Annotated in this window: 18 protein-coding genes; 4 read left to right on the forward strand and 14 right to left on the reverse strand. The window is 54.3% G+C overall.

Going from position 1 to position 22,239, the window contains the following annotated elements:
• Position 1 precedes the first annotated feature (1 nt).
• Entirely contained in the window at positions 2 to 3,013 is a 3,012-nt protein-coding gene (locus EVJ24_RS03585; protein ID WP_131439704.1) for an AAA family ATPase, read from the reverse strand.
• Positions 3,010 to 4,116 (reverse strand): exonuclease SbcCD subunit D, encoded by a 1,107-nt coding sequence (locus tag EVJ24_RS03590; RefSeq protein WP_131439706.1) that lies wholly within the window; start codon positions 4,114 to 4,116, stop codon positions 3,010 to 3,012. Before EVJ24_RS03590 ends, EVJ24_RS03585 begins: the two co-directional genes overlap by 4 nt.
• Positions 4,117 to 4,221: 105 nt before the next feature.
• Here EVJ24_RS03590 and EVJ24_RS03595 point away from each other — a divergent pair, with 105 nt between their 5' ends.
• Genes EVJ24_RS03595 through EVJ24_RS03605 form a run of 3 tightly spaced genes read left to right on the forward strand, consistent with a single transcriptional unit; the run spans position 4,222 to position 7,103 of the window.
• Positions 4,222 to 5,955, forward strand: a complete 1,734-nt coding sequence (locus EVJ24_RS03595; RefSeq protein WP_131439708.1) for an ABC transporter ATP-binding protein — start codon at positions 4,222 to 4,224, stop codon at positions 5,953 to 5,955.
• On the forward strand, positions 5,952 to 6,824 hold the full coding sequence (locus EVJ24_RS03600) for an NAD(P)-dependent oxidoreductase (RefSeq protein WP_131439710.1): 873 nt from the start codon (positions 5,952 to 5,954) through the stop codon (positions 6,822 to 6,824). The genes EVJ24_RS03595 and EVJ24_RS03600 overlap by 4 nt, the downstream gene beginning before the upstream one ends.
• Before the next feature lie 42 nt (positions 6,825 to 6,866).
• Positions 6,867 to 7,103 (forward strand): hypothetical protein, encoded by a 237-nt coding sequence (locus EVJ24_RS03605; protein ID WP_070327164.1) that lies wholly within the window; start codon positions 6,867 to 6,869, stop codon positions 7,101 to 7,103.
• A gap of 22 nt (positions 7,104 to 7,125) precedes the next feature.
• Here the strand turns inward: EVJ24_RS03605 and EVJ24_RS03610 are convergent, their stop codons facing one another.
• The 12 genes from EVJ24_RS03610 to EVJ24_RS03665 all read right to left on the reverse strand — a co-directional run bounded on the left by EVJ24_RS03610 (position 7,126) and on the right by EVJ24_RS03665 (position 21,449).
• Positions 7,126 to 7,773 carry a DUF975 family protein gene (locus EVJ24_RS03610; protein WP_131439712.1) on the reverse strand — a complete coding sequence of 216 codons (648 nt, stop codon included), beginning with the start codon at positions 7,771 to 7,773 and terminating at the stop codon, positions 7,126 to 7,128.
• 59 nt (positions 7,774 to 7,832) lie between these two features.
• Positions 7,833 to 8,495 (reverse strand): copper homeostasis protein CutC, encoded by a 663-nt coding sequence (locus EVJ24_RS03615; protein WP_131439714.1) that lies wholly within the window; start codon positions 8,493 to 8,495, stop codon positions 7,833 to 7,835.
• 18 nt (positions 8,496 to 8,513) lie between these two features.
• Complete coding sequence (locus EVJ24_RS03620; protein WP_131439717.1) at positions 8,514 to 9,284, reverse strand: DeoR/GlpR family DNA-binding transcription regulator; 771 nt, start codon at positions 9,282 to 9,284, stop codon at positions 8,514 to 8,516.
• Positions 9,285 to 9,509: 225 nt separating this feature from the next.
• Positions 9,510 to 10,124, reverse strand: a complete 615-nt coding sequence (plsY, locus tag EVJ24_RS03625) for a glycerol-3-phosphate 1-O-acyltransferase PlsY (protein ID WP_442899255.1) — start codon at positions 10,122 to 10,124, stop codon at positions 9,510 to 9,512.
• Positions 10,125 to 10,135: 11 nt separating this feature from the next.
• Positions 10,136 to 11,011 (reverse strand): M15 family metallopeptidase, encoded by an 876-nt coding sequence (locus tag EVJ24_RS03630; protein ID WP_236637542.1) that lies wholly within the window; start codon positions 11,009 to 11,011, stop codon positions 10,136 to 10,138.
• Positions 11,012 to 11,087: 76 nt separating this feature from the next.
• Positions 11,088 to 11,507 carry an acyl-CoA thioesterase gene (locus EVJ24_RS03635; protein WP_071397620.1) on the reverse strand — a complete coding sequence of 140 codons (420 nt, stop codon included), beginning with the start codon at positions 11,505 to 11,507 and terminating at the stop codon, positions 11,088 to 11,090.
• Between the two features lie 30 nt (positions 11,508 to 11,537).
• Positions 11,538 to 13,799: an AAA family ATPase gene (locus EVJ24_RS03640; protein ID WP_131439721.1), complete on the reverse strand. Its 2,262-nt coding sequence runs from the start codon at positions 13,797 to 13,799 to the stop codon at positions 11,538 to 11,540.
• A gap of 57 nt (positions 13,800 to 13,856) precedes the next feature.
• Positions 13,857 to 14,546, reverse strand: coding sequence for a hypothetical protein (locus EVJ24_RS03645; RefSeq protein ID WP_071397622.1), 690 nt, complete (start codon positions 14,544 to 14,546; stop codon positions 13,857 to 13,859).
• A gap of 103 nt (positions 14,547 to 14,649) precedes the next feature.
• A complete protein-coding gene (locus EVJ24_RS03650; RefSeq protein ID WP_131439723.1) occupies positions 14,650 to 16,215 on the reverse strand; it encodes a BCCT family transporter in 1,566 nt (521 codons plus the stop codon).
• Positions 16,216 to 16,342: 127 nt separating this feature from the next.
• Positions 16,343 to 16,831 carry a DUF3939 domain-containing protein gene (locus EVJ24_RS03655; protein WP_084812897.1) on the reverse strand — a complete coding sequence of 163 codons (489 nt, stop codon included), beginning with the start codon at positions 16,829 to 16,831 and terminating at the stop codon, positions 16,343 to 16,345.
• Positions 16,832 to 16,937: 106 nt separating this feature from the next.
• The gene (gene acnA, locus EVJ24_RS03660) at positions 16,938 to 19,652 is read right to left on the reverse strand and encodes an aconitate hydratase AcnA (RefSeq protein WP_131439725.1); all 2,715 of its coding nucleotides are present in this window, start codon (positions 19,650 to 19,652) and stop codon (positions 16,938 to 16,940) included.
• Between the two features lie 201 nt (positions 19,653 to 19,853).
• A complete protein-coding gene (locus EVJ24_RS03665; protein ID WP_131439727.1) occupies positions 19,854 to 21,449 on the reverse strand; it encodes a peptide chain release factor 3 in 1,596 nt (531 codons plus the stop codon).
• Between the two features lie 180 nt (positions 21,450 to 21,629).
• Here EVJ24_RS03665 and EVJ24_RS03670 point away from each other — a divergent pair, with 180 nt between their 5' ends.
• Entirely contained in the window at positions 21,630 to 22,061 is a 432-nt protein-coding gene (locus tag EVJ24_RS03670) for a DUF2621 family protein (protein ID WP_070327153.1), read from the forward strand.
• Positions 22,062 to 22,239 lie beyond the last annotated feature (178 nt).

Genomic DNA, 22,239 nt, shown 5'->3' on the forward strand with positions numbered 1-22,239 from the left:
TTCACTCCACAACGAGCTGGATCGTCGACCCGCTTCTTGATTTTTTCACTTCGATCCGCGCATCAACGCGGTCTTTCAACTCTTGGACGTGGCTGATGACACCGACGAGCCGTCCGCTCGACTGCAGCGACATCAACAGTTCGATCGCCTGGTCGAGCGATTCGGCGTCGAGCGTCCCGAAGCCTTCGTCGATGAGCATCGTCTCGAGACTGACACCGCCGCTCAGTTGCTGGACGACCTCGGCCAATCCGAGCGCGAGGGCGAGCGAGGCTTTGAACCCTTCCCCGCCCGACAAGTTTTGGACACGTCGGGATTGTCCCGTATAGGCGTCAAAGACCAATAGTTCGAGTCCAGATTTTGCGTTTCCTTTCGCCGTCTCGACTTTTCGCTCGAGTTGGAACTGCCCACTCGTCATCAGATCAAGATGAATGTTGGCCGCATGTAAAATCTGATCGAAGAACGCGGTCTGTACATACGTCTCGAACGTCAGTTTCTGCGGGTTCAAACCACGACCCGTGTCGGCGATCAGTTTGACCGTCTCGAGATTGCGTTGCTCGTCTGCGGTCTGGTCTCGAAGCCGGTCCCATTCCGAGATGACATGGCGATGGCGCTTCAATTGGCTGTCCGCTGTGACAAGTTGTTCCGCCAATGCGTCGAGACTTGCCTGCGCTGTCGTCAATCGGTCGTTTAACAGAACGAGATCCGGTTTGACCGCATCACCGATCTTGTCGGTCAATGCGTTGAAGCCGTGTTCGAGGCGGATCCCGTCTGCCTGTTCTTCCGCGAGTTGTTCTTGCAGCGACGACAACGTGTCGATCTGTTCGACGTTTGTCAAAAAGACGTCACGGCTCAATTCGTTTTTCGCTAGCGACTCCTCGAGCTCGGTCTCCGTCTGGTCAAAACGTTTCTGCTCGAGGTCGAGCCGTTCATTCAGAAGCCGCAAACGTTCTGTTTCGGTCCACTTCAAGCGTGTCACGTCCTCGAGTTCGCGTTCATACTGCGCGATAACTTGCTGCAGCCGGTCGAGCCGCGTCGATTGCGCGTCACGTTCGGCTTGCAGTTGTTGCAGCGAGGCCGCGTCCGGTTGCCGCATCGCCTGCAGCCGTTCCTGGACGGCTTGCAACCGCTCGAGCAATTGCTGCCGTCGCTCCGTCAGTTCGCGTTTCTCTTTCTCTAATCGTTTTAGATCTGTCATGACCGTGCGGTACGTGCGTTCCGCTTGAGCACGCGCCCGCTCTTCATCTCGAAGCGAACGGATGAGTCGCTCTTGCAGAACGGTCGCCTCCTGGGCCGACCCGGACAAGTCGAGTGCCTGTCTTGACGATTCGAGTTCGCCCCGGACTTCTTCAGCCTGTTGCTTCAACGCCCGGTAGTCCGCTCTCGCCTCGTGCAAGGCCGCCTCATATTGTTTCAGCATCTCCGTCGCGGCGACGAGCTCGCCTTGGTCATTCGTCACCTCGTGCGACGCGACCGTCCCATGGGTCCGCGATCCACATACGGGACAAGGCTCGCCATCAACGAGCGTCGCACTGAGCTTCTGTGCCCATAACGCCTGCTCTTCATGCATGAACTGCTCAACGATATCCGACTGGGCCTTGTGACGCCGTTGCGCTTCCTTACCGTTGCGCTCACACGATGCGAGCCGCTCCGTTACAGCTTGAAATCTTGCTTCGAGTTGCGCGTGTGCCGTGAGCCGGTCATACTTCCGTTCAGCTTCGACGAGACGGTTCGGTGTCGTTTCCTGTGCGAGCTCTGCTGACAACATCTCTTCTTGTCGTCTCAGCTCGGTTAAACGAGAATCGTTCTTGAAGACGGCGAGTTGGTCGGTCAAGCGTTTCAATTCATCTCGCTCTGTCACGGCGGTCTGCCATTCGTCCACGAACGGAAGCATGTCATCGATGGCTTTCAGACGGGCGGTGATCGTCTCGACTTCTTGCTTCGAAGACGCGATGCGCTCCGTCTTGGCGTGGAGCTCGTCTAGTTTGCTCGCGTATTGTGTCAACCGTGTTTGAACACCGTCGATGTCATGATTTAGCCGTTCGATATCTTGTCGATTCGCCAAGTAGCGATCGTATAACGGTCGGACACGGCTTGATGCCTCCAACCGTTCAATCAATCGGCGGCGCTCCACCCGGTCGGCTTCACCCGATTTGTAGCGTTCAAGGGCGCGGGCCTGCTCGTCACGCTCGACGAACAACCGGACGAGCGCGTTCGCCTGTTCGAGTTCGCTCCGGATCGCATCGACCCGTTTCGATTGTACGTCCCGTTCGCCTCGTAACGACTCGGTCGCGGTCAACAGGCGCTCTTCTCTAGACTCGAGCCAGTCCTGAATCTCCGGCAAGTTACGCTCGGCGACGGTTTCGATGTCATCGTCTTCAAGTTCGAGCAGCTTCAAGCGTGTCGTCTCAGTCGCCCACTCGACTTGTTTCCGATACTTGCCATACCGCTCGACCCAATTCTCTTGAAACGCTCGATACGCCTCGGTCTTAAAGATCGACTGAAGGATCTGTTGTTTCTTCATCGAGTCCGAGTCGAGTAGTTGGCGGAACTGGTTTTGCGGGAGCAACAGGATTTGGCTGAACTGCTCATAATCAAGTTGCAGCAACGATTCGATCTGCTGCTCGACGTCCCCGACTTTCGTCGCCAGCGGTTTCCAGCTGTCCGCCCATTCATAGAGGACGGCCTCATGAGGGATCGGTGTCTTATTTTTCGGGTGCGGTTGTTGGGGCTGGCGGACGATCCGGTACCGCTCCTCGCGAATCGTGAACGAGAAATCGATCTCCGTCTTTCGTTCCGGCTCGGCGTATTGGCTTCTAAAATCACTGGCGTTCCGGAGGGCACCGCTCGCCCGTCCATACAAGGCGAACGTCATCGCATCAAAAATCGTCGTCTTGCCGGCGCCGGTTCGTCCACTGATGACGAACATCGAGCGCCCTTCAAGCTGTGTGAAGTCGATCTGTTCCGTCTCGGCGTAAGGACCGAATGCGGTGATCGTCAATCGTTCAGGTCTCATATCGGTCCATCTCCTTCCACGAATCGTCGTACCGTCTCATCGGCGTCTCGGCCATGGACAGCTTTATAGAACTCCATATAGACGTCCTCGATCGACCGCCGTTCGAGCGTCTCACGCTCGAAGCGGGACGTCTCGTCTTGGCGGCGCAACAGCTCGAGCTCGAGATGTAAAATGTTCGGATAGACGGTCCGCAGTTTCGCCATCGGGTCGAATAACGCAGACTCGTCGGTCAAGACGATTTTCAAGTAATCATCCGTTTTCTCGTCTTGATAGAACACCGGGTCGAGCAGTTCATTCAACGTGCCCGTCAAGATGCGCAAGTCGCGTCTTGCTTGAAGCGGACGACGGCGGCGCGTCCATCCTCCGTCCCATTCAATGACATCGACCGATTTCACATGGTTCGCCTCAGAGAATGAATATTTCATGAGCGAACCGCTATAGGCGATCTTATCATCGCGGAGCGCGTCGCGGTTATGGAGATGGCCGAGCGCCGTATAACCGAACGGTTCGTACAGTCCTTTGGCGACTTGTCCGGCCGTGCCGACCGACAGTTGCCGCTCAGAGTCGGTCTCGAGACCCCCGGCGACGAAGCTGTGGCCGATCCCGACCGCTCGGGCATCGATGGAACCGAACGATTCGACGACGGCCGTGAGCGCGTCGTGATGGGTCCGGATCGTCTCGTCTTGCAGCGTGTAGCGGATCCGGGCCGGTTCTAAAAACGGCATCAAGTAAAACGGGATGCCAGCGACGATGATCGGTCCCGCACCCGGCTCATACTTCCCGACGATATGGAGCCCGACTTTCGTCAACAGCTTCGAACTATATTGTAGCCGTTCGGCCGAATCATGGTTGCCGGCGATCGCGAGCACGGGAATGTTCCGTTCGAGCACGAGCGCTTTCCACATCTCATCGAGTAAATCGACTGCTTCAACCGGGGGAACGGACCGGTCGTACAAGTCGCCTGCGACGACAATCGCGTCCGGTTGTTCCTCGTCGACAATTTGTAACAAGGATTCAAATAAAATGATGCGTTGATCTTCTGTCATGTGGCGGCCGTGGACGATTTTTCCTAAATGCCAATCGGCCGTATGTATCCATTTCATTCGTTCTCACCTCTCTTTCCATTCTAGCATTTTTCATCGCAACGGTTCGACGTCTTGACACTTGTTTTCGAAACAGCGACAGTTAATAGGAAAGGGGGACGTTCGATGGAGTCCACAACTACTTGGCAAGCTTTCCTTCGCTTGTTCCGAGTCGCCAAACCGCCGAAACAATTGTTTATCGGTGCCGTATTGATTTCTTTAGTCCAAGCGATGGCAGCCCTCGCCATCCCGCTCATTTTGCAACGAGTCGTCGACAATTGGAGCGAGGCCGTGCTCGACGCCCGGCTCGTCGCCATTTTTGTCGTCGCTTTTCTCGTCCAAGTCGTCTCGAGCGCCATTTCCATCTATTGGCTACATATCGTCGGACAACGAGTCGTCGCCAATCTCCGGACGACGTTATGGGAGCACCTCGTCGCGTTACCGATCCCGTTCTATGACGGTGTCAAATCGGGGGACCTCGTCTCCCGCCTGAACAACGATACGACGACGCTGCAACAGCTGTTGTCGGAACAGAGCGTTCGGCTGCTCACTTCGTTCGTATCGGTCATCGGGGCCGTCGGTATCTTGTTCACGCTCGACTGGCAGATGACGCTCGTCATCTTGTTCTCGGTCCCGACGACGCTCGTGATCGTCATCCCACTCGGCCGCAAACTTAGAACGATTGCCAAGAAGACGCAACACGAGCTCGGCGGGTTGTCTGGATTTTTCGCCGAGCTGCTCGGTGAGATCCGGCTCGTCAAATCACAGGCGACCGAACGTGAGGAAGTCGCCGAAGGGAGCCGGCGGATTGAACGTTTGTTCGATTACGGTGTGAAAGAAGGACGGATTCAAGCGATCTTGATCCCGCTCTTGAACGTCACACTGACGGCGATGCTGATCGCCATCCTCGGTTTCGGGGCGTACCGTGTCTCGACCGGGGCGTTATCGACCGGGGCGCTGCTCGCTTTCATGCTCTACTTGTTCCAAATCATCACCCCGCTCATTACGATGACAGAATTTATCACGCGCCTGCAAAAGGCTCGCGGCGCGACCGAGCGCATCTCTGAACTGCTCGCGGTCGAACCGGAACGTTACGCCGCTGCCACGGAACACATCCAACAGTCGACACTGACGTTCGAGGACGTCACGTTCCGCTATGATGAGCAACCGGTCATCGACACCATCTCGATGACCGTTCCGTTCGGGGCGACGACCGCGATCGTCGGACGGAGCGGCGCCGGCAAGACGACGCTGTTCGCGCTCGTCGAACAGTTTTACGTCCCATCGTCGGGGCGCATCCTTTATGGCGACCGCGACATCGATTCGTACGGCCGCGACAACTGGCGGCAAGTCATCGGTTATGTCGCCCAAGACTCACCCGTCCTCTCGGGAACGGTCCGACAAAACATCTTGTACGGCCTGAAGCGTGACGCGACCGATACTGAAATTCAAAACGCCTGTGAAATGGCGAACGCTTGGTCGTTCATCGATACGATGCCGAACGGGCTCGAAACCGAAATCGGCGAACGCGGTGTCCGCTTATCAGGTGGACAACGGCAACGGCTCGCCATCGCCCGGGCGCTGCTCCGAGATCCGCAAATCTTATTGCTCGACGAAGCGACGTCGAGCCTTGATTCAGAGTCCGAGCGTGTCGTCCAAGAAGCGCTCGACCGGCTCATGAGAGGACGGACGACGCTCGTCATCGCCCACCGCCTCTCGACCGTCCAACACGCGGATCAAATCATCGTCCTTGAGAACGGAGGAATCAGCGGACTCGGTACGCACAAGACGCTGCTTCAAGACAACGAATTATATGAACGGCTCGTTAAACAGCAACTACTAGGAGGAAATCAACCATGAAGACAATCGGATTTATCGGACTCGGCGTCATGGGTCAATCGATGGTCAGAAACTTAATGAAGGCAGGCTATACCGTCCAAGCGTACACGCGGACGAAAGACAAGGCCGCCGACCTGCTCGCAGAAGGCGTGGCGTGGTGTGACTCCATCGAAGCGGTGTGTCAAAACGCCGATGCGGTCATCACAATCGTCGGCTATCCGTCAGACGTCGAAAGCATCTATTTCGGTAAAGGGATGATTCTCGACTCCGCCGAACCAGGCACACTCGTCATCGACATGACGACATCGTCACCGAAGCTCGCCGAACGAATCGCTGAAGCCGCAATCGACCGCAGCCTGCTCCCGCTCGACGCCCCGGTCACGGGCGGCGATGTCGGCGCCAAGAACGGGACGCTATCGATTCTCGTCGGCGGTGGCGAATTCGCGTTCACGAAAGCAATGCCGCTGTTTGAAGCGATGGGGCAAGCGATCGAACGGATGGGATACGCCGGGAGCGGGCAGTACGCCAAACTCGCCAACCAGATCGCGATCGCCGGCATCATGATGGGCAACGCCGAACTGCTCGCCTTCACGAAGCGTGCCGGGCTCGACCCCGATCAATTGCGCCAGACGATCCGTGGCGGCGCGGCCGGCAGTTGGACGCTCGAGAACCTGGTACCTCGCATGATCGTCGAAGATTATTCGCCAGGCTTCTTCATCAAACACTTCATCAAGGACATGGCGCTCGCCCTCGAGAGCGCGAAAGAGTTAGGTGTCAAACTGCCGAGCCTCGAGCTCGCATACCGACTCTATTCGATTTTAGAAGAGAACGGATACGGTGAGAACGGGACGCAGGCGCTCATCGAATACTATATGAATCAAGACGTTTGAATCGACGCTGTTGTGGAATTAGTAGTACAGAAGGGAGCGATCATGATGCCTTGGAATATGAAAGATTATCCGGAATCACTGAAAAACTTCGACCCGCTCGTCAAAAAGAAAGCGATCGATATCGCCAATGCCCTCATAGCTCAAGGGTATTCCGATCAAAAAGCGATACCGATCGCGACAGAACAGGCTAAAAAGTGGCATGAACATGCGACGAATGAAGAGAGACAAGACTTTAAGGACGCGCCCGATCCACAGAAGTCGGATCGGCACGGATCATAAAAAAACCACGGTCGGCTGAGATTCAGCCGGCCGTGGTTTCGTTTGCTTGTTTTTCTGCTTTGATTTCGAGGTAGAGCCCGCCGAGCGCCGTATGAAGATACGGCTGGACGAAGATATAGGCGATCCCGCCTGTCATGAGGACAAGCACGTACCAACCGATAAAGCTTGCATACAGCCTGAGCATGATCTGTTTTTTCCCGCGCATGAGGCGTCGGCTCTCACGCATCGCCGTGAACGCCGTCAGTTCGGGCTGATCGCGCAGGATGAACGGGACCATTCGATACGTCAAGTAAAACCAAACACCCGGGACGATCAAGAAGAGCATGAGCACGTTCAGTCCAAGATAGAATACGGCGTAATACGTGACGGCACGGACGTAGTCTTTAACGGACCCGAACGACTCGAGCAAAAGACCGAATCTTGGTTTTTCCGCTTTGGCGATGTCGAGGAAGATCCAGTTTCGTCCCATCTCGAGCGGGGCGAGCAAGACGGTCGCACCGTACAAGAGACCGATCGAGACGAGCATGACGGACGGGTCCGTCGATGACAAATCGAGTTGTGTCGTGATCATCGCTTGAACGAGCATCGTCGAGAGCACGGCAAGGAGTGAGATTCCCCAGTTTCCGGACAACATCCGGAGCGCAAATTGTTTATAGACTGCTGATTGCATGACGTCACCTTCATTATCGTTTTTTTCATTATAGCAAAAAAACAGTCATCCGACTGTTTTTAGCGTTTCATTTGCTCGAGCAGGTTTTGAAATTTCGCCTCGTCGAGTCTACCGTCCGTCCGAACGCCGTTGCCGACATGGACGAAAGGAACATCGAGCCGGGCGACGAGTTGAACGACGTTGTCCGCCGTGATCCCCGCTCCAGGCAGGATCGTCATCGTCGCCGTGTCCCGCATCGCTTCGAGACGTTCGATCCCTTCAACGGCCGTCACCGCTCCCCCGGACGTCAAAATTTGATCGACTTCCGGAAAATCGTTCAACACGTCCAGCGCTTGAATGAGATCGGCCACCTCGTCGATCGCCCGGTGGAACGTGAGCGCCATGTCGCCTTTATGCTTGATGACCTCGCCGAGCAGCCGTTCATCGATTCGTCCGTCTTCCGTCAATGCGCCGAAGACAATCCCATCGGCCCCGAGCTCGCGGCACAGCCCGACATCCGCCAAAATCGTCTCACTATCATCTTCGCTGTAGACGAACGAGTCGGTATGCGGCCGGATCATGACGTGGACAGGGATCGTGACGTTCTCCAATACGTTACGGATCGTCCCGAAGCTCGGGGTCGTCCCACCGGCACGCATATCGGCAATCAGTTCGAGCCGATTCGCCCCGTATCGTGCTGCTGCTTTCGCTTCGTTTAACGTCGTGACGATGACTTCGATCATAAATGACTCCTCCTTTAGTTATGGAGCGAAACGCCATTCGACCTCGTGTTCGGCCAACGTCCGCTTCCAATCGGTCGGTTCTGGAAAATCTGAGATAATCGTCGTCACCGTCGAGAAGTCGGAGACACGATATCGTTTCTGTTGATTAAACTGGGTGTGGTCGGCGAGCAGATAACACATGCGGCTTTGCGTCATGACGGCTTGCGTCACAGTCGACAGCCCATGGGCGTCACACGTCAGCCCGAGCGTCGCGTCGACCCCTTCGACAGACAAAATCGCCATATCGAACACGTACGCTTTCAGTTGTTGAAGCACTTGTTCGCCGACGGTAACGAGATGTTTCGGGTCGATCGTACCTCCGAGCAATTGAATATCGCCCGTGAACACACCTTTGGCCCGCTGCTCGAATAGCGCTTTCGCGACCATGAGTGAAGGCGTGACGACCGTCAAGTTTCGCCCGCGGAGCCTTGACGCGACTTGCTCGGGGGCGACACCATGCCCAATGTAGAGTAGCATGTCGTCTTCGACGAGTTGAAACGCCGTATAGGCGATGCGACGAATCCCGTCCATGTTCGAAATCGTCATCGGCTGGAACGAGACGCTTTGATGCAAGACGGCTCCCCCGTATACCCGTTTGATGCGATGTTCTTTCTCAAGCTCTTCTAAGTAGCGGCGAATCGACTCCCCCGAGACGTTCAACCGTTCGATCAGTTCACTCGTCTTCACTTTACCTTCCCGCTCGATCCACTCGACAATCTTTTGTTTACGTTCTTCTCCAATTAACGACACAAGCCTGCCTCCTCCGCAAAAATCGCTTCCTCTCCCATTTTAGCGAACGGATGTAAATTTAACGTAAACTGAAAGTAAAGAACGGGCAAATCCAACACTTTTTTCATTCTTTTTAGCAAAAATCCACGAAAATCCACAACAATTGGTAGGTCGTTCGAAATTGTTTCGTCGCAAACGCCAAAAACCGAACTGAACCTGATAAACAGGTCCCGTTCGGCAACATCTTTATTTTTTCTTTTGGAACAGCGGCACTTTCGGTTCGGTGCCCGCGCGGATCCGTTGCCAGTTCGTACGGTGCTTGATGATGATGAACAAGGCGAGCGGCACGATGACGATGAGCGGCAACCAATCTTTCGTGATGGCGCTATACGTCACGACCGTCACGAGTCCGACGGCTGACGCCGCCATCGACGAGAGCGACACCATCTTCGAGATGAGGAGCGCCACGATAAACGTCCCGACGACGACGAAGAAGAACCATGGGAACGCCGCGAGTAAGATCCCGGCGCTCGTCGCGACCGATTTTCCGCCTTTGAACTTGGCGAAGATCGGGTACGAGTGGCCGATGATGGCTGGAATCCCTGCGAGCAAGAGACTCATGTCGCTCCCGAACAGGAGCGGCAACAGCGCCGCGACCAACCCTTTCCCCATATCTCCTAACAATACGAGCGTCCCCGCTTTTTTTCCGAGCACGCGGAACGTGTTCGTCGTCCCTAAGTTCCCGCTCCCATGCTCTCGCACATCGACTCGATAGCCGAGCTTTCCGACGATGAGCGCGAACGGGATCGAGCCCAGCAAATAGCTGATGATGATGATCATCACTTCTGTCATGTAAGGCATCGCAATTCCCCTTAGTCCATTAATTGCTCGAGGTAGCGCTCGAACGGAACGTTCGTTTTATGAACGTTCGTCGCATGGTCTACCCCGATATATCGTAAGTGCCACGGTTCATACATATAACCGGTTTCCGCTTCGTAAGCACGTTGGTAACGGACGATAAACCCGTACTTGTGTGCATTGTCGGCAAGCCACTTGCCCTCTGTCGTCTGTTCAAGCTCTTGCGTCAGTTGATAACCGACTGATGCGCTCGAGACGTCGATCGCGAGCCCTGTCTGATGCTCTGAGTGTCCTGGAGGCGCCGAGTACATCATGGCCTGCTCCTTGCCGTCACGCGCGACGTAGGCGTTGAACAACTGCACTTGATACGCATACGTCCGGAACGCGCTCGTCCCTTTCAAGTCAATCCCGGCCGCTTTCGCGTCCTTCATGAGTGACTCGATGGCACGGGCCGCTTCTTTACGCAACATTCTACGCTCACCGGTCGCCGAATCGACGAAATCGATGTTCGCCGGCACCAAATCGGCCGGTTGATAATCACTCGGCAAGGCAATCTGTTTATTGACGAGGACGAGTGCGTCCAACTCAAGGTTTGCTTGCCCGTTCAATTCGATCGGTTGACTCGGCTCGGCCACCGGTTCTTCCTCGACTGGTTGCTCTGGTTCGGTCGCCGGTTGTTCGTCCTTATCCGTTTCGGCCGGCTCTTCTGCTTCCGGAGCTGGCTCTGCCGGTGCCGTCTCGTTATCAGCAGGCGTTTCCGCCGGCTTCTCCGTGTCAGACACGGTCGGTTGTTCTATCGGTTCGTTCGGATCAGCTTGTTCGCTTGTCGTACATCCCACTAACGTGAGCGTCAAGGCGCAGCACACCATCAACATAGATGGTTTTAGCATGCGATCTTCCCCTTTCTTCATACAAAAAAATACCGTCAAGATATGATACCACACTGACGGTACAAAGGAACGACTGTTATTGAACCGGGCTCAAGACTTTCAAATACATATTGTGCCATGCCGGGAATTCCCGGTCGAGCCGGATCGGCTTGAAATCGCCGCGCTTCACGACGACATGCGTCGTCTTCGCGGTCCCGACCAAATCATTGTTTTGGTCGGTCAACTCATATCCGTAGACGGTACGGATCTTCGAATAACTGTCGACCCAGACGCGCACGTTGACCGTGTCTCCGAACGTGACGCTCTTCTTATAGTCGACCGTAACGTTCGTCACCGGCGACACGAATCCGGCCTGTTCCATGTCTTTATATTCCACTCCGAGTTGTCGTAACAACTCGGTTCTCGCGATCTCAAGGTAGACTAAATAATTCGCATGATAGACGATCCCCATCATGTCTGTCTCTTGATATCGTACAGGAATCTGAATCGTATGCATCAAATCGCCCTCTTTTCAGTATACAGTATATTATAACTTACTCTTAATATCTACTACTAAAATCTGATTTAACTCGCTATCCTCGGCGTTCTCGGCGATGAGCCGGTACGATTGCCGGGCAATCGCCTCATCGATGAGCGATAGCGCCGTCCGTGCGTTCGGTTTATCTGCATGCTTCAGTCGTTCGGACAGTGCCGCTTCGAAACCGTCCCCGAACGCATAACCGAACTTCTCGGCATAGCTGTTCGCGATTTGGGAAAGTTGAGCGAGTGAGTAGTCGTCGAACTGAATCGTTCGTTTGATCCGGCTGCTCAGTCCTGGGTTCGAATCGATCAACCGGCGCATCGGCGCCTCATAGCCCGCCAAAATGACGACGAGGTTCTCCCCGTGCTTCGGCATCTCGTCGACGAGCGTATCGATTGCTTCGCGTCCGTAGTCGTTCGGACCGCCGTTCAAACTGTACGCCTCATCGATCAGTAATACCCCGCCGAGCGCGTCACGGATGGCTGCTTTCGTCTTTTGAGCCGTCTGTCCGACGTAGCCGCTGACGAGGTCGGCACGGCTGACGACTTTCAAATGTCCCCGTTTCAAGTAGCCCGTCTTCTTCAGCAACTGAGCGTACACGTGCGCGAACGTCGTCTTGCCGGTACCACTGTTGCCGACGAGCGCGGCGTGAAGTTGGACCGGAGCCGTCTTCAGCCCGAGCTCGCGCCGCCGTTTTTGAATCGTGATCAGCGCCTCGATCTCCTGAAGCTGTCGTTTCGCTTCTTCCATCCCGATCATGTCATCGAGCGTCGAAGCCGTGCCGTCTTCGCTCGTCGCCTCTTCAAAATCGAGCTCTGTCAACAAAGCCATCTCGTCGAGCGGGGCGTCGGCACCGAAACGAGATCCTTTTTTGAACATCGCATCGAGCAAGATGTTATGGACGGTCCGGGCGTTCCCGAACGTCGCATCGACTCGTTCCCGGTCAATCCGGGCGATGAGGGCGCGCTTGGCATCGGTCGTCAGCACATAGTTGTTCTCTTCGGCCACTTTCTCCCCGATCGCGACGAGCTCTTCGTCGCTGTAGTTCGGCAGCTCGTAATGGTTCGATTCAGGGAACCGCGACCTGAGTCCTGGATTCGCGAGTAAGAAGTGGCGCATCTCTTCCGGATAACCGGCCAGGATGACGACGAACTTTCCGGCATATTCGCCGCTCGTCATCGCGGCGACGAGTGTGTCGATTGCTGCTTGTCCATAATCGCTCCCGCTCGCATCTTGCCGTTTGAGCGCGTATGCCTCATCGATGAACAAGACGCCCCCTTCGGCTTCCTTGACTTTATTCATGACTTGTTCTTCCGTCTGGCCGACGAAAGCACCGACAAGGCTCGAACGGTCTGCCTCGATAACATCGGGCCGTCCGAGAAGACCGAGCTCGAAATAGGTCTCGGCCATGAGCCGGGCGAGCGTCGTCTTGCCGGTACCGGGGTTCCCTGTGAAGACGAGATGGAGCGATGGTTGATGTTTCGACGAGAAACCGGCCTTGTCCCGTTCTTTTTGGAACAACAAGAACCGATACCACGCTTTTACCCGCTGCTTCACTTCCGTTAGACCGATCATCGACTCGAGCGACTCGATCGCACTCGAACGGACCTCCCGTGGACGTTCCGGCAACAGCTCGCAAATCGCATCGATCCGTTGTTTGACGAGACCGACCCGCTCACCGAAACGACGGAACGCCTCCCGGCTGAAGTAGTTGCCTTGCATCGACGCGAGCAGTGACGCGGTGTCATCTTCGAGCGACGCGACTTCTTGCATCGCTTCGATGACGACCTCGAACAAACGCTCCAATTGATCTTTGAACTCGGAGTCCCGCAGATCTGACTTGGCCCGTTCGATTTCGTCGTGTAACCGATCGAGCTGATCAAGCAGTTCGGACGTCTTCGCTTCGTACTCGGTCAAAATTTGGACTTTCATCGAGGCGTAGTCGGCTTCGCGAAGAGTCGGCCAGTCGACATGGAGCGATTGTCTGAAGCGGCGCAACTTCTCATTCAGTTGGCTGACTCTCAGTTCGGCCGGTAAAGCGCCGAGCGACTCGAGTTCCTTCACCCAGCGATTGAGAAGTGGATCGATCGTTTTGTTGTGCTGCAACCGTCTCGTCGAAAGCAGTGTCAACGTCCGGATCAACTCGTCGTTATGCTCTGTCGCACGCGACCAGTGGGCATAGGACAAGAGCGCCGCTTCATCGACCTTGTTGCCTTGTTCCCACCGTTCCAAGTCATGTTGAACTTGTTCCAAATGGATCTGTTTCATAAAGTTCTCCCTTTCAGACGACAAAGGAGCCGACGTCTCAGTCTGCTCCTCGTCGGGTTATAGTGCTTCAAAAGAAGTCATGCGAATCGAGTGGAACAAGTTCCCGTTGTTGCGTGACTCGGCAGCGAGCAGGATCCGTTCGTTCACATCGACGTAATACGTCACCGCTTCCTCATTTTCGTCTTCGTCGAAGATCGATGGGTATTTCTCGACCCACTCCGCAGGTACCGCCTCGGCGGATTCCGTTTTGACGAACGCCTGAGCTGTCCGACCGATGATATTGACGTCACCTTCACCCGTGCCTAACGTCCCGTCATCAAGCCACTTGCGAATCTGTTCGTTCGTCGCCCGCGACAAGAACGGATGAGGTGCGACTGCACCCGAACTCGTCTCTTGACTGTTCGTTTCGTCGCCTTCCGGATTGAACTCACGGTACATCGTGCCATCCCATTCGGCCCGGGCACCGGCGTTCGGTCCCGATACGACCTCGGATACGAAATGTCCGTTCTCATCGTACGTGACGAGGTAGTTGCGAACTTCGAGCGTCTCCCCGTTTTCCGGCAACTTCTTCTCTTCATAGCCGATTTCGACGGACGTGTAGAACGGTTCGGTCCGATTCTCACGACCATTGTCATCATCATCATTCAAGTTAGTGACCAAATAAAAATTATAAGCGAGCAGAGCCCCGACGATGAGGATGCCGGCAAAAATGATCCAACTGAGCCGCTTTTTCACTTCTCGTTTCATAACATGCCCTCCCAATATTCTTCACTTACTATCCTACACTAGCGAGGGTGCCATGCAAAACATTTACAACTAAAAAAAGGGCCTCGACTGAGACCCCTTACTTTTATCCAAGTTTATCTTCATCACGCTTATAGATTTCAATCCATTTATCCCGTTCGTCCGGTTCATCGGCCAAGTCCTTGAACAAGGCGACGATCATCAGAATCAGCACGAAGATGAACGGGAAGGCGACAAGAATCGCGACGGCTTGAAGCGCGCCGAGACCACCCGCATACAAGAGCACGGCTGCGATCGATGATTGAATGAAGCCCCAAATCAACTTGATCCGCATCGGTGGGATGAGTTTCCCTCCTGTCGTCAGCATTCCGAGCACATATGTCGCCGAGTCGGCTGATGTGATGAAGAACGTCGAGATCAAGAAGATGGCAATGATGCTTAGTACCGTCCCGAATCCGCCGAACGTCTCGAACAAGGCGAACAGCCCGACTTCCGTTCCAATCTCGTTGACCGCGTCAATCAAGTTCGCTCCACCGAACAAATCAGCCCAAATGGCCGATCCGCCGAAGACAGAGAACCAAAGCAGTCCGAACGATGTCGGTACGAGCAAGATTCCGATGATGAACTCACGGATCGTCCGACCTTTTGAGACACGGGCGATAAACGTCCCGACGAACGGTGACCAAGAAATCCACCACGCCCAGTAGAAGATCGTCCAGCCGTTGATCCATTCACGTTCCGCCGGTTCAAAGGCGGCTGTGCGGAAGCTGACCGACGGTAGCTGTTGCAAGTACGTCCCGATCGTCTGCGTGAACAAGTTAAGAATGAATGCGCTCGGTCCCGCGATGAGCGTCGCGACGAGCAGGACGATGGCGAGGAAGATGTTCGTATTACTGAGTATGCGAATCCCTTTATCTAATCCGGTTGAGGCACTGATCATATACAGCACCGTCACGACAGCGATGATGATCAACTGCGTCGAAAACGCGTTCGGCACGCCCGGAATTAAGTAATGAAGTCCACCGGCAATCTGCTGGGCACCAAATCCGAGCGACGTCGCGACCCCAAACGCTGTTGCGACGACGGCCAAAATATCGACCATCTGTTTGACCGGACGTTCATAGCGGTCGTTGACGAGTGAACCGATTGTCTCCCCGATTGTCGCCGGACGCCCTTTGCGGAACGTCGAGTACGCGATCGCGAGAGCGATCATCGCGTAAATCGCCCACGGGTGGAGGCCCCAATGGAAGAAGGCGTAACGCATCGCCGTACGCGCGTTCCCTTCGGGGCTGCTAGATTCGAACGGCGGTGTGTGGAAGTGAAGCAACGGTTCCGCCGCTCCCCAGAAGATAAGGCCGATTCCCATCCCGGCGCTGAACAACATGGCGAACCATGTCAAATATCCGAAATCTGGTCGGTCTGTATCTTTTCCGAGTCGGATCGACCCGAAGCGCGAAAAGATTAAAAAAATCGCGACGAGTAAAATCCCGGTCGCGCTGAGCAGATAGAACCAGCCCATCCCGTTCGAGAGCCAATCTTGCAGCTTCGTCGTCACGTTGATCAGGCTTGCGTTTCCGAGCAAGCTTTCAGGGAAGATTCCCCAAATCGTAAAGAGGACCGTAATGATAGCTGATACGATAAAGACGGTCGTCACTTGGCTTTTTCTTTCCATAATCTCACTCCTATTCAATTTTCTTATTTTCATATACGTTTTCCACCCTAACACAGTTTACAATCTCGGCACAACCCGAAAACGTGTTCGCTCGTGTCACGATGAAAAAAGTGACGATGGCATCTCGTCACTCGGTCGACTTCGGTTCTAACGATACGATCAACGTCTCATCGACGACGTAATAGGGCCGTTTTGGCAACACTTTCAAATAGCCGCCTTCACGCAGACGCGTCAAATCAATTTGCGCCGTCTGTTGGAATTTACGTAGCGGTAATTTTTTTTCTTGCTCGAAATATAAGTCGAGCGCCCGCTGCACCTGGTCCATCTCATAGACGACGTCACGCTCGTCCTCTGGGGCGATGTGGAACGTCTCTTTTGACATGTAAAACCGCTGTCTTGGTTTGCCTGGCAAGTGACGTTTCAAACGTCCGAGATCGATCTCTTGGGACTCGTCCAACAGCACCGTCCGGTTGACCCCTTTCGGTAACGTCTGTTCATACTCATGAATGGCTTCTCGTAGCTGCGGCAACGTGATATCGACTTCTTGCTCGACCACGTCTTCTTTTTGAGTCAGACGCTGCCACCAATTTTTACCTGACCGTGTTTGTCGCTCCATACACTCCCCCCTCTCCCCGTTCCTTTCCCGTTATCTTTGACCATCTCACCTTATATTCGCATATTCACGAAAAAAACCTTCCTTTTTTCAAAGGAAGGTTTGACGCTTATTTCAATTTGTTACGGAGGACCATCTGGAGGATCCCGCCGTGACGGTAGTAGTCGATCTCAATTTCCGAGTCGAAGCGGGCGACGACTTTGAACGCTGTCACGGTGCCGTTTTCATGCGTGGCCGTGACGTTCAAGATGTCGCGCGGACGTACCGACTCATCGACTTGAATATCGAGTGCCTCTTCGCCTGTCAGTCCGAGTGATTCCGCAGACTGCCCGTCCATGAACTGAAGCGGTAACACACCCATCATGACGAGGTTTGAACGGTGAATCCGTTCGAAGCTTTGGGCGATGACGGCACGAATACCGAGCAGGTTCGTACCTTTGGCTGCCCAGTCACGCGACGAGCCCATGCCGTAGTCGTTTCCGGCGAGCACGATCAAGCCTGTGCCCTGCTCTTTATATTTCATAGCCGCATCATACATCGGCATGATCTCACCTGTCGGCCAGTACGTCGTGTACCCGCCTTCTGTGCCAGGCGCGACTTGGTTACGGATACGGATGTTCGCGAACGTACCGCGCATCATCACTTCGTGGTTACCACGACGCGACCCGTATGAGTTGAAGTCGAGCGGCGCGACGCCTTTCGACTGCAGGTATTGCCCAGCTGGTGTCGTCTTCGAGAACGCTCCTGCCGGCGAGATGTGGTCAGTCGTAACCGAATCGGCGAACTTACCGATGACACGAAGACCATTAAGTGGGAGCACAACGCCCGCTTCCGGTTCGAGGTTTTCGAAGAACGGCGGGTTTTGGATGTACGTCGAGTCGTCCGAGAAGTCGTACAAGTTACCTTCTGGGACGGCGAGTGCGTTCCAACGTTCGTTGCCCGTGAACACCGTGTCATACTCTTTACGGAACGCTTCCGGCGAGACGACGTCTTGGACGACCATCTTGATCTCATCGTTTGACGGCCAGATGTCTTTGAAGAAGACCTCGTTGCCGTCTTTATCCGTCCCGAATGATTCATTCATGATGTCGAAGTTGACCGACCCTGCGAGCGCGTAAGCGACGACGAGTGGCGGTGACGCCAAGAAGTTCGCTTTGACGAGCGGATGGACGCGGCCTTCGAAGTTACGGTTACCCGAGAGGACAGACGACACGAGAAGATCGTTCGACGTGATCGTCTCTTCGACTTCGCGGTCGAGCGGCCCAGAGTTCCCGATACATGTCGTACAGCCGTAACCGACCGTGTTGAACCCGAGCTGGTCGAGGTACGTCGTGAGTCCGGCTTTATCGAGGTAGTCAGTAACGACTTTCGAGCCCGGGGCGAGCGACGTCTTCACGTATTTCGGTACCGTGAGTCCACGTTCGACGGCTTTCTTGGCCACGAGGCCAGCGCCGACCATGACGTAAGGGTTCGACGTGTTCGTACAGCTCGTGATCGCCGCGATTGCGACGTCACCCGTCTGCATGTCGACCGGTCCATCCTCATAATGGATGGCAGCTTTCTTGTCGAGCTCAGCACGGTCGAGACCGAAGCCGCTGTGTCCGGCCGGTGCGCTCAAGCTGTCGATGAACGCCGTATGCAAGTCAGACAAGTTGATGCGGTCTTGCGGACGTTTCGGGCCTGCGAGTGAAGGTTCTACTTTAGACAAGTCGAGCGTGAGCGTCTTTGTGAACGCCGGATCGGCTTGATCAGGTGTGTAGAACATGTCGTTCGCTTTCGAGTACGCCTCGACGAGGTCAATCAACTCTTCTGAGCGACCTGTCGTACGCATGTAGTTCAACGTTTCCGTATCGACCGGGAAGAAGCCGCAAGTCGCCCCGTATTCAGGCGCCATGTTAGCAATCGTCGCCCGGTCAGAGAGAGGCATCGTGTGGAGCGACGGTCCGAAGAACTCGACGAACTTGCCGACGACTTTCTCGTTACGGAGCATCTCGGTCACGACGAGCGCAACGTCTGTCGCTGTGACACCTGGGTTGACCTCACCGATGATCTTGACGCCGACGACGTCTGGTACCGGGAAGTATGACGGTTGGCCGAGCATGCTCGCTTCGGCTTCGATTCCGCCGACACCCCAGCCGAGGACACCGAGTCCGTTGATCATGGTTGTGTGCGAATCCGTTCCGACGAGTGAATCTGGATACGCGACATTTCCTGTCCCATCATTCTTTTCAAGCACGACCGACGCCAAGTACTCGAGGTTGACTTGGTGGACGATTCCCGTCGCCGGTGGTACGGCACGGTAGTTGTCAAATGCAGTCTGCGCCCAACGTAAGAATTTGTAACGCTCTTCGTTCCGCTCGAACTCGATGTCCATGTTTTTCATGAGCGCGCCGGCGAATCCGTAGGCATCGACTTGGACCGAGTGGTCGACGACGAGATCGACCGGGATTTCCGGGTTGATTTTGTTCGGGTCGCCACCAAGGTCAGCCATCGCTTTACGAAGTGAAGCGAGGTCGACGACAGTCGGGACACCCGTGAAGTCTTGCAAGACGACGCGAGCCGGTTTGAACGGTACGTCAATGTCTTTCGAGACTCCGGCAGTACCCCATTTTGCCAAGTTCTCGACGTGTTCTTTCGTGATGGCACGGCCGTCTTGTTGACGCAAAACTGATTCGAGCAAGACGCGAATCGAGTATGGGAGGCGGCTGAGTTCCGTCACCCCATCTTCCTCTAACTTTTTAAGTCGGTAATAATCGTAAGCTTGTCCGTTGACCTCGAACTGTGTCCGAGATGAAAAAGCGTCTACTACGTTCGTCTGTTCCATACAATTTCCCCCTTTTTGAAAGCGACGACCACAGCAGTTGCCGTAATCGCTTACTTATCACATGTTTATCATAATACAACTATAGCGTGACGTAAAATACATTCCGTCACAAATTAGTCATAAGTAAAACTTATCAATTGCTCCGATCATCTCAAAACACGAAAAAAAGACGGCCATCTAAGGCCGCCTTTACAATCTAGCTTATTCGGCACCGATCTCGACATTGACATCGAGTGCGTCGACGAGCGTCAACTCATCTTCATAGCGTTCTTTGAAACGGTCAAACGTGAACTCGTTGGCGAACAAGAACACAGGGCGTTCCCAACGGTCGGTCACGAGCATGTTCCGTGAGTCTTGGAACGGCTTGAGCGCCTTCAATTCTTTGTCCTTCACCCAACGAGCGACACTGTACGATACCGGCTCCATCCGGATGTCGACCCCGTACTCGTTATTGAGACGATATTCGAACACCTCGAACTGGAGTTGACCGACCGCGCCGAGATAAATCTCGTTATACTCGTTGCGGTACACTTGGATCGCTCCTTCTTGGGCGAGTTGCTCGACACCTTTGTGGAAGTGTTTCGACTTGAGCGAGTTGATCGGCGAGACGCGCATGAACAATTCCGGCGGGAACGTCGGCAACGCCTCGAACGCGATCTTTTGCTTCGACGTCGTGATCGTGTCACCGATTTGGTACGTCCCAGAATCGTAAATCCCGATGACGTCACCGGCAAACGCCTTATCGACAGTCTCACGGTCGTTGGCCATCAACTGCGTCGATTGACTCAGTTTGATTTTCTTGCCGGTCCGCGTCAACGTGACGTCCATTCCCCGTTCGAACACACCCGAACAGATGCGGACGAAGGCGATGCGGTCACGGTGGGCCGGGTTCATGTTCGCTTGAATCTTGAAGACGAAACCACTGAAGTCTTCAGACGTCGGGTCGATCGGACCGACGTTCGATTTACGGGCCTCTGGGGCCGGCGACATATCGAGGTAGTGGTCTAAGAAAGACGTCACCCCGAAGTCGACGAGCGCCGTGCCGAAGAAGACAGGTGTCAGCTTACCTGATTGGATCGCCTCGACGTCAATGTCGTTGCCGGCACCGTCTAACAGGTCGATCTCGTCGCGCAAGTTCGTCAAGTTTTCTTCTGTCAAGTAGTTGGCGAGCACAGGATCGTTGACCCCGTCCTCGTTCAACGTGAGCTTGCCTTTCTCGCCACGGAACAAGTGGATCTCGTTCTTGATACGATCGAACACACCTTCGAACTGCATCCCGCTGCCGATTGGCCATGTGACGGCGACCGAAGGCATTCCGAGCACTTCTTCAAGTTCTTCCATGAGCTCAAGCGGATCTTTTGCCTGACGGTCCAACTTGTTCATGAACGTGAAGATCGGGATACCACGCATACGACAGACTTGGAATAATTTCTTCGTCTGTGTCTCGATCCCTTTGGCGGCATCGATGACCATGACCGCGCTGTCGACAGACGTCAAGACGCGGTACGTGTCTTCTCCGAAGTCGTTGTGACCCGGCGTGTCCATGATCGAGACGACCTTGTCGCGATAGACGAACTGCATGACAGACGACGTGACAGAGATGCCCCGTTGTTTCTCGATTTCCATCCAATCGGACTTGGCGTGTTTTGAGTTTTTGCGGGCTTTGACCGTCCCCGCCTCGCGGATCGCTCCCCCGTGTAAGAGCAATTTCTCCGTGAGTGTCGTCTTACCCGCATCCGGGTGGGAGATGATGCCGAAAATGCGGCGTTTCTCTACTTCTTGTTTTAATTGATTCATATAGAGTCCTTTCCTTTCCAGACTTTCAAATTCATTCTCATTTCTGACTGCAACGCTCTCTATTCTAACGAAACGGTGTCGTTTCGTCCATCATTATAGGATGCTCATGCTTTTGTATTCGCGGTCTTTTTTGTATACTAAGCTTGAATGATTGTGAAATGAAAGAACGGGGGAAAGACGATGCCAGAAAACTTGATGATGTATTTCATTGTCTTCTGGGGATTTGTGATGATCGGGTTGATGACGATCGGCGGATACTTCATGTTCCGTAAGTTTTTAAAACGGATGCCGAAAGAAGACGGCCGCTCTCTCCTAGATATCGAGGACGATTACATCGCGAAGACACGCCACCTGTGGACACCCGAGACACGGACGCTACTCGATCGGCTCGTCACGCCAGTGCCTGAGCTGTTCCGCGATGTCGCCATTCGCAAGATCGCCGGCAAGATCGGACAGTTCGCGCTCGAATCGAGAGCGAAAGTGATGACGACGGAACTCGTCGTCAAAGGATATATCGCCGCCACACCGAAGCGGGACCACAAGTTTTTGAAGAAAGCGCTCGAAGAAGAACAGATTGATTGGATGACTTATAAACGTTATTTCCAACAGTGAGCCCCTGGATTCCATGGGGCTCATTTTTTGATGCACATTAGCCAATATGTGACATACTGTCACTAGGTCTAAAGTACTTTTTTGTCTTCTTTTTAGTATTCTTGTATAGAGTTCAAATTATAGATAATATTGAAAACGATTACATTTAATTGGTATGACCAATATTAGTATAATAAAT

The sequence above is a fragment of the Exiguobacterium sp. SH1S21 genome (genome assembly GCF_004337175.1).
In the GTDB taxonomy this organism is placed as follows: domain Bacteria; phylum Bacillota; class Bacilli; order Exiguobacteriales; family Exiguobacteriaceae; genus Exiguobacterium; species Exiguobacterium aurantiacum_A.

Coding starts and splice junctions, on each gene's coding strand:
- EVJ24_RS03585 (WP_131439704.1), bottom strand. CDS start 3,013: ATGAGACCTGAACGATTGACGATCACCGCATTCGGTCCTTACGCCGAG.
- EVJ24_RS03590 (WP_131439706.1), bottom strand. CDS start 4,116: ATGAAATGGATACATACGGCCGATTGGCATTTAGGAAAAATCGTCCAC.
- EVJ24_RS03595 (WP_131439708.1), top strand. CDS start 4,222: ATGGAGTCCACAACTACTTGGCAAGCTTTCCTTCGCTTGTTCCGAGTC.
- EVJ24_RS03600 (WP_131439710.1), top strand. CDS start 5,952: ATGAAGACAATCGGATTTATCGGACTCGGCGTCATGGGTCAATCGATG.
- EVJ24_RS03605 (WP_070327164.1), top strand. CDS start 6,867: ATGATGCCTTGGAATATGAAAGATTATCCGGAATCACTGAAAAACTTC.
- EVJ24_RS03610 (WP_131439712.1), bottom strand. CDS start 7,773: ATGCAATCAGCAGTCTATAAACAATTTGCGCTCCGGATGTTGTCCGGA.
- EVJ24_RS03615 (WP_131439714.1), bottom strand. CDS start 8,495: ATGATCGAAGTCATCGTCACGACGTTAAACGAAGCGAAAGCAGCAGCA.
- plsY (WP_442899255.1), bottom strand. CDS start 10,124: ATGCCTTACATGACAGAAGTGATGATCATCATCATCAGCTATTTGCTG.
- EVJ24_RS03630 (WP_236637542.1), bottom strand. CDS start 11,011: ATGCTAAAACCATCTATGTTGATGGTGTGCTGCGCCTTGACGCTCACG.
- EVJ24_RS03635 (WP_071397620.1), bottom strand. CDS start 11,507: ATGCATACGATTCAGATTCCTGTACGATATCAAGAGACAGACATGATG.
- EVJ24_RS03640 (WP_131439721.1), bottom strand. CDS start 13,799: ATGAAACAGATCCATTTGGAACAAGTTCAACATGACTTGGAACGGTGG.
- EVJ24_RS03645 (WP_071397622.1), bottom strand. CDS start 14,546: ATGAAACGAGAAGTGAAAAAGCGGCTCAGTTGGATCATTTTTGCCGGC.
- EVJ24_RS03650 (WP_131439723.1), bottom strand. CDS start 16,215: ATGGAAAGAAAAAGCCAAGTGACGACCGTCTTTATCGTATCAGCTATC.
- EVJ24_RS03655 (WP_084812897.1), bottom strand. CDS start 16,831: ATGGAGCGACAAACACGGTCAGGTAAAAATTGGTGGCAGCGTCTGACT.
- acnA (WP_131439725.1), bottom strand. CDS start 19,652: ATGGAACAGACGAACGTAGTAGACGCTTTTTCATCTCGGACACAGTTC.
- EVJ24_RS03665 (WP_131439727.1), bottom strand. CDS start 21,449: ATGAATCAATTAAAACAAGAAGTAGAGAAACGCCGCATTTTCGGCATC.
- EVJ24_RS03670 (WP_070327153.1), top strand. CDS start 21,630: ATGCCAGAAAACTTGATGATGTATTTCATTGTCTTCTGGGGATTTGTG.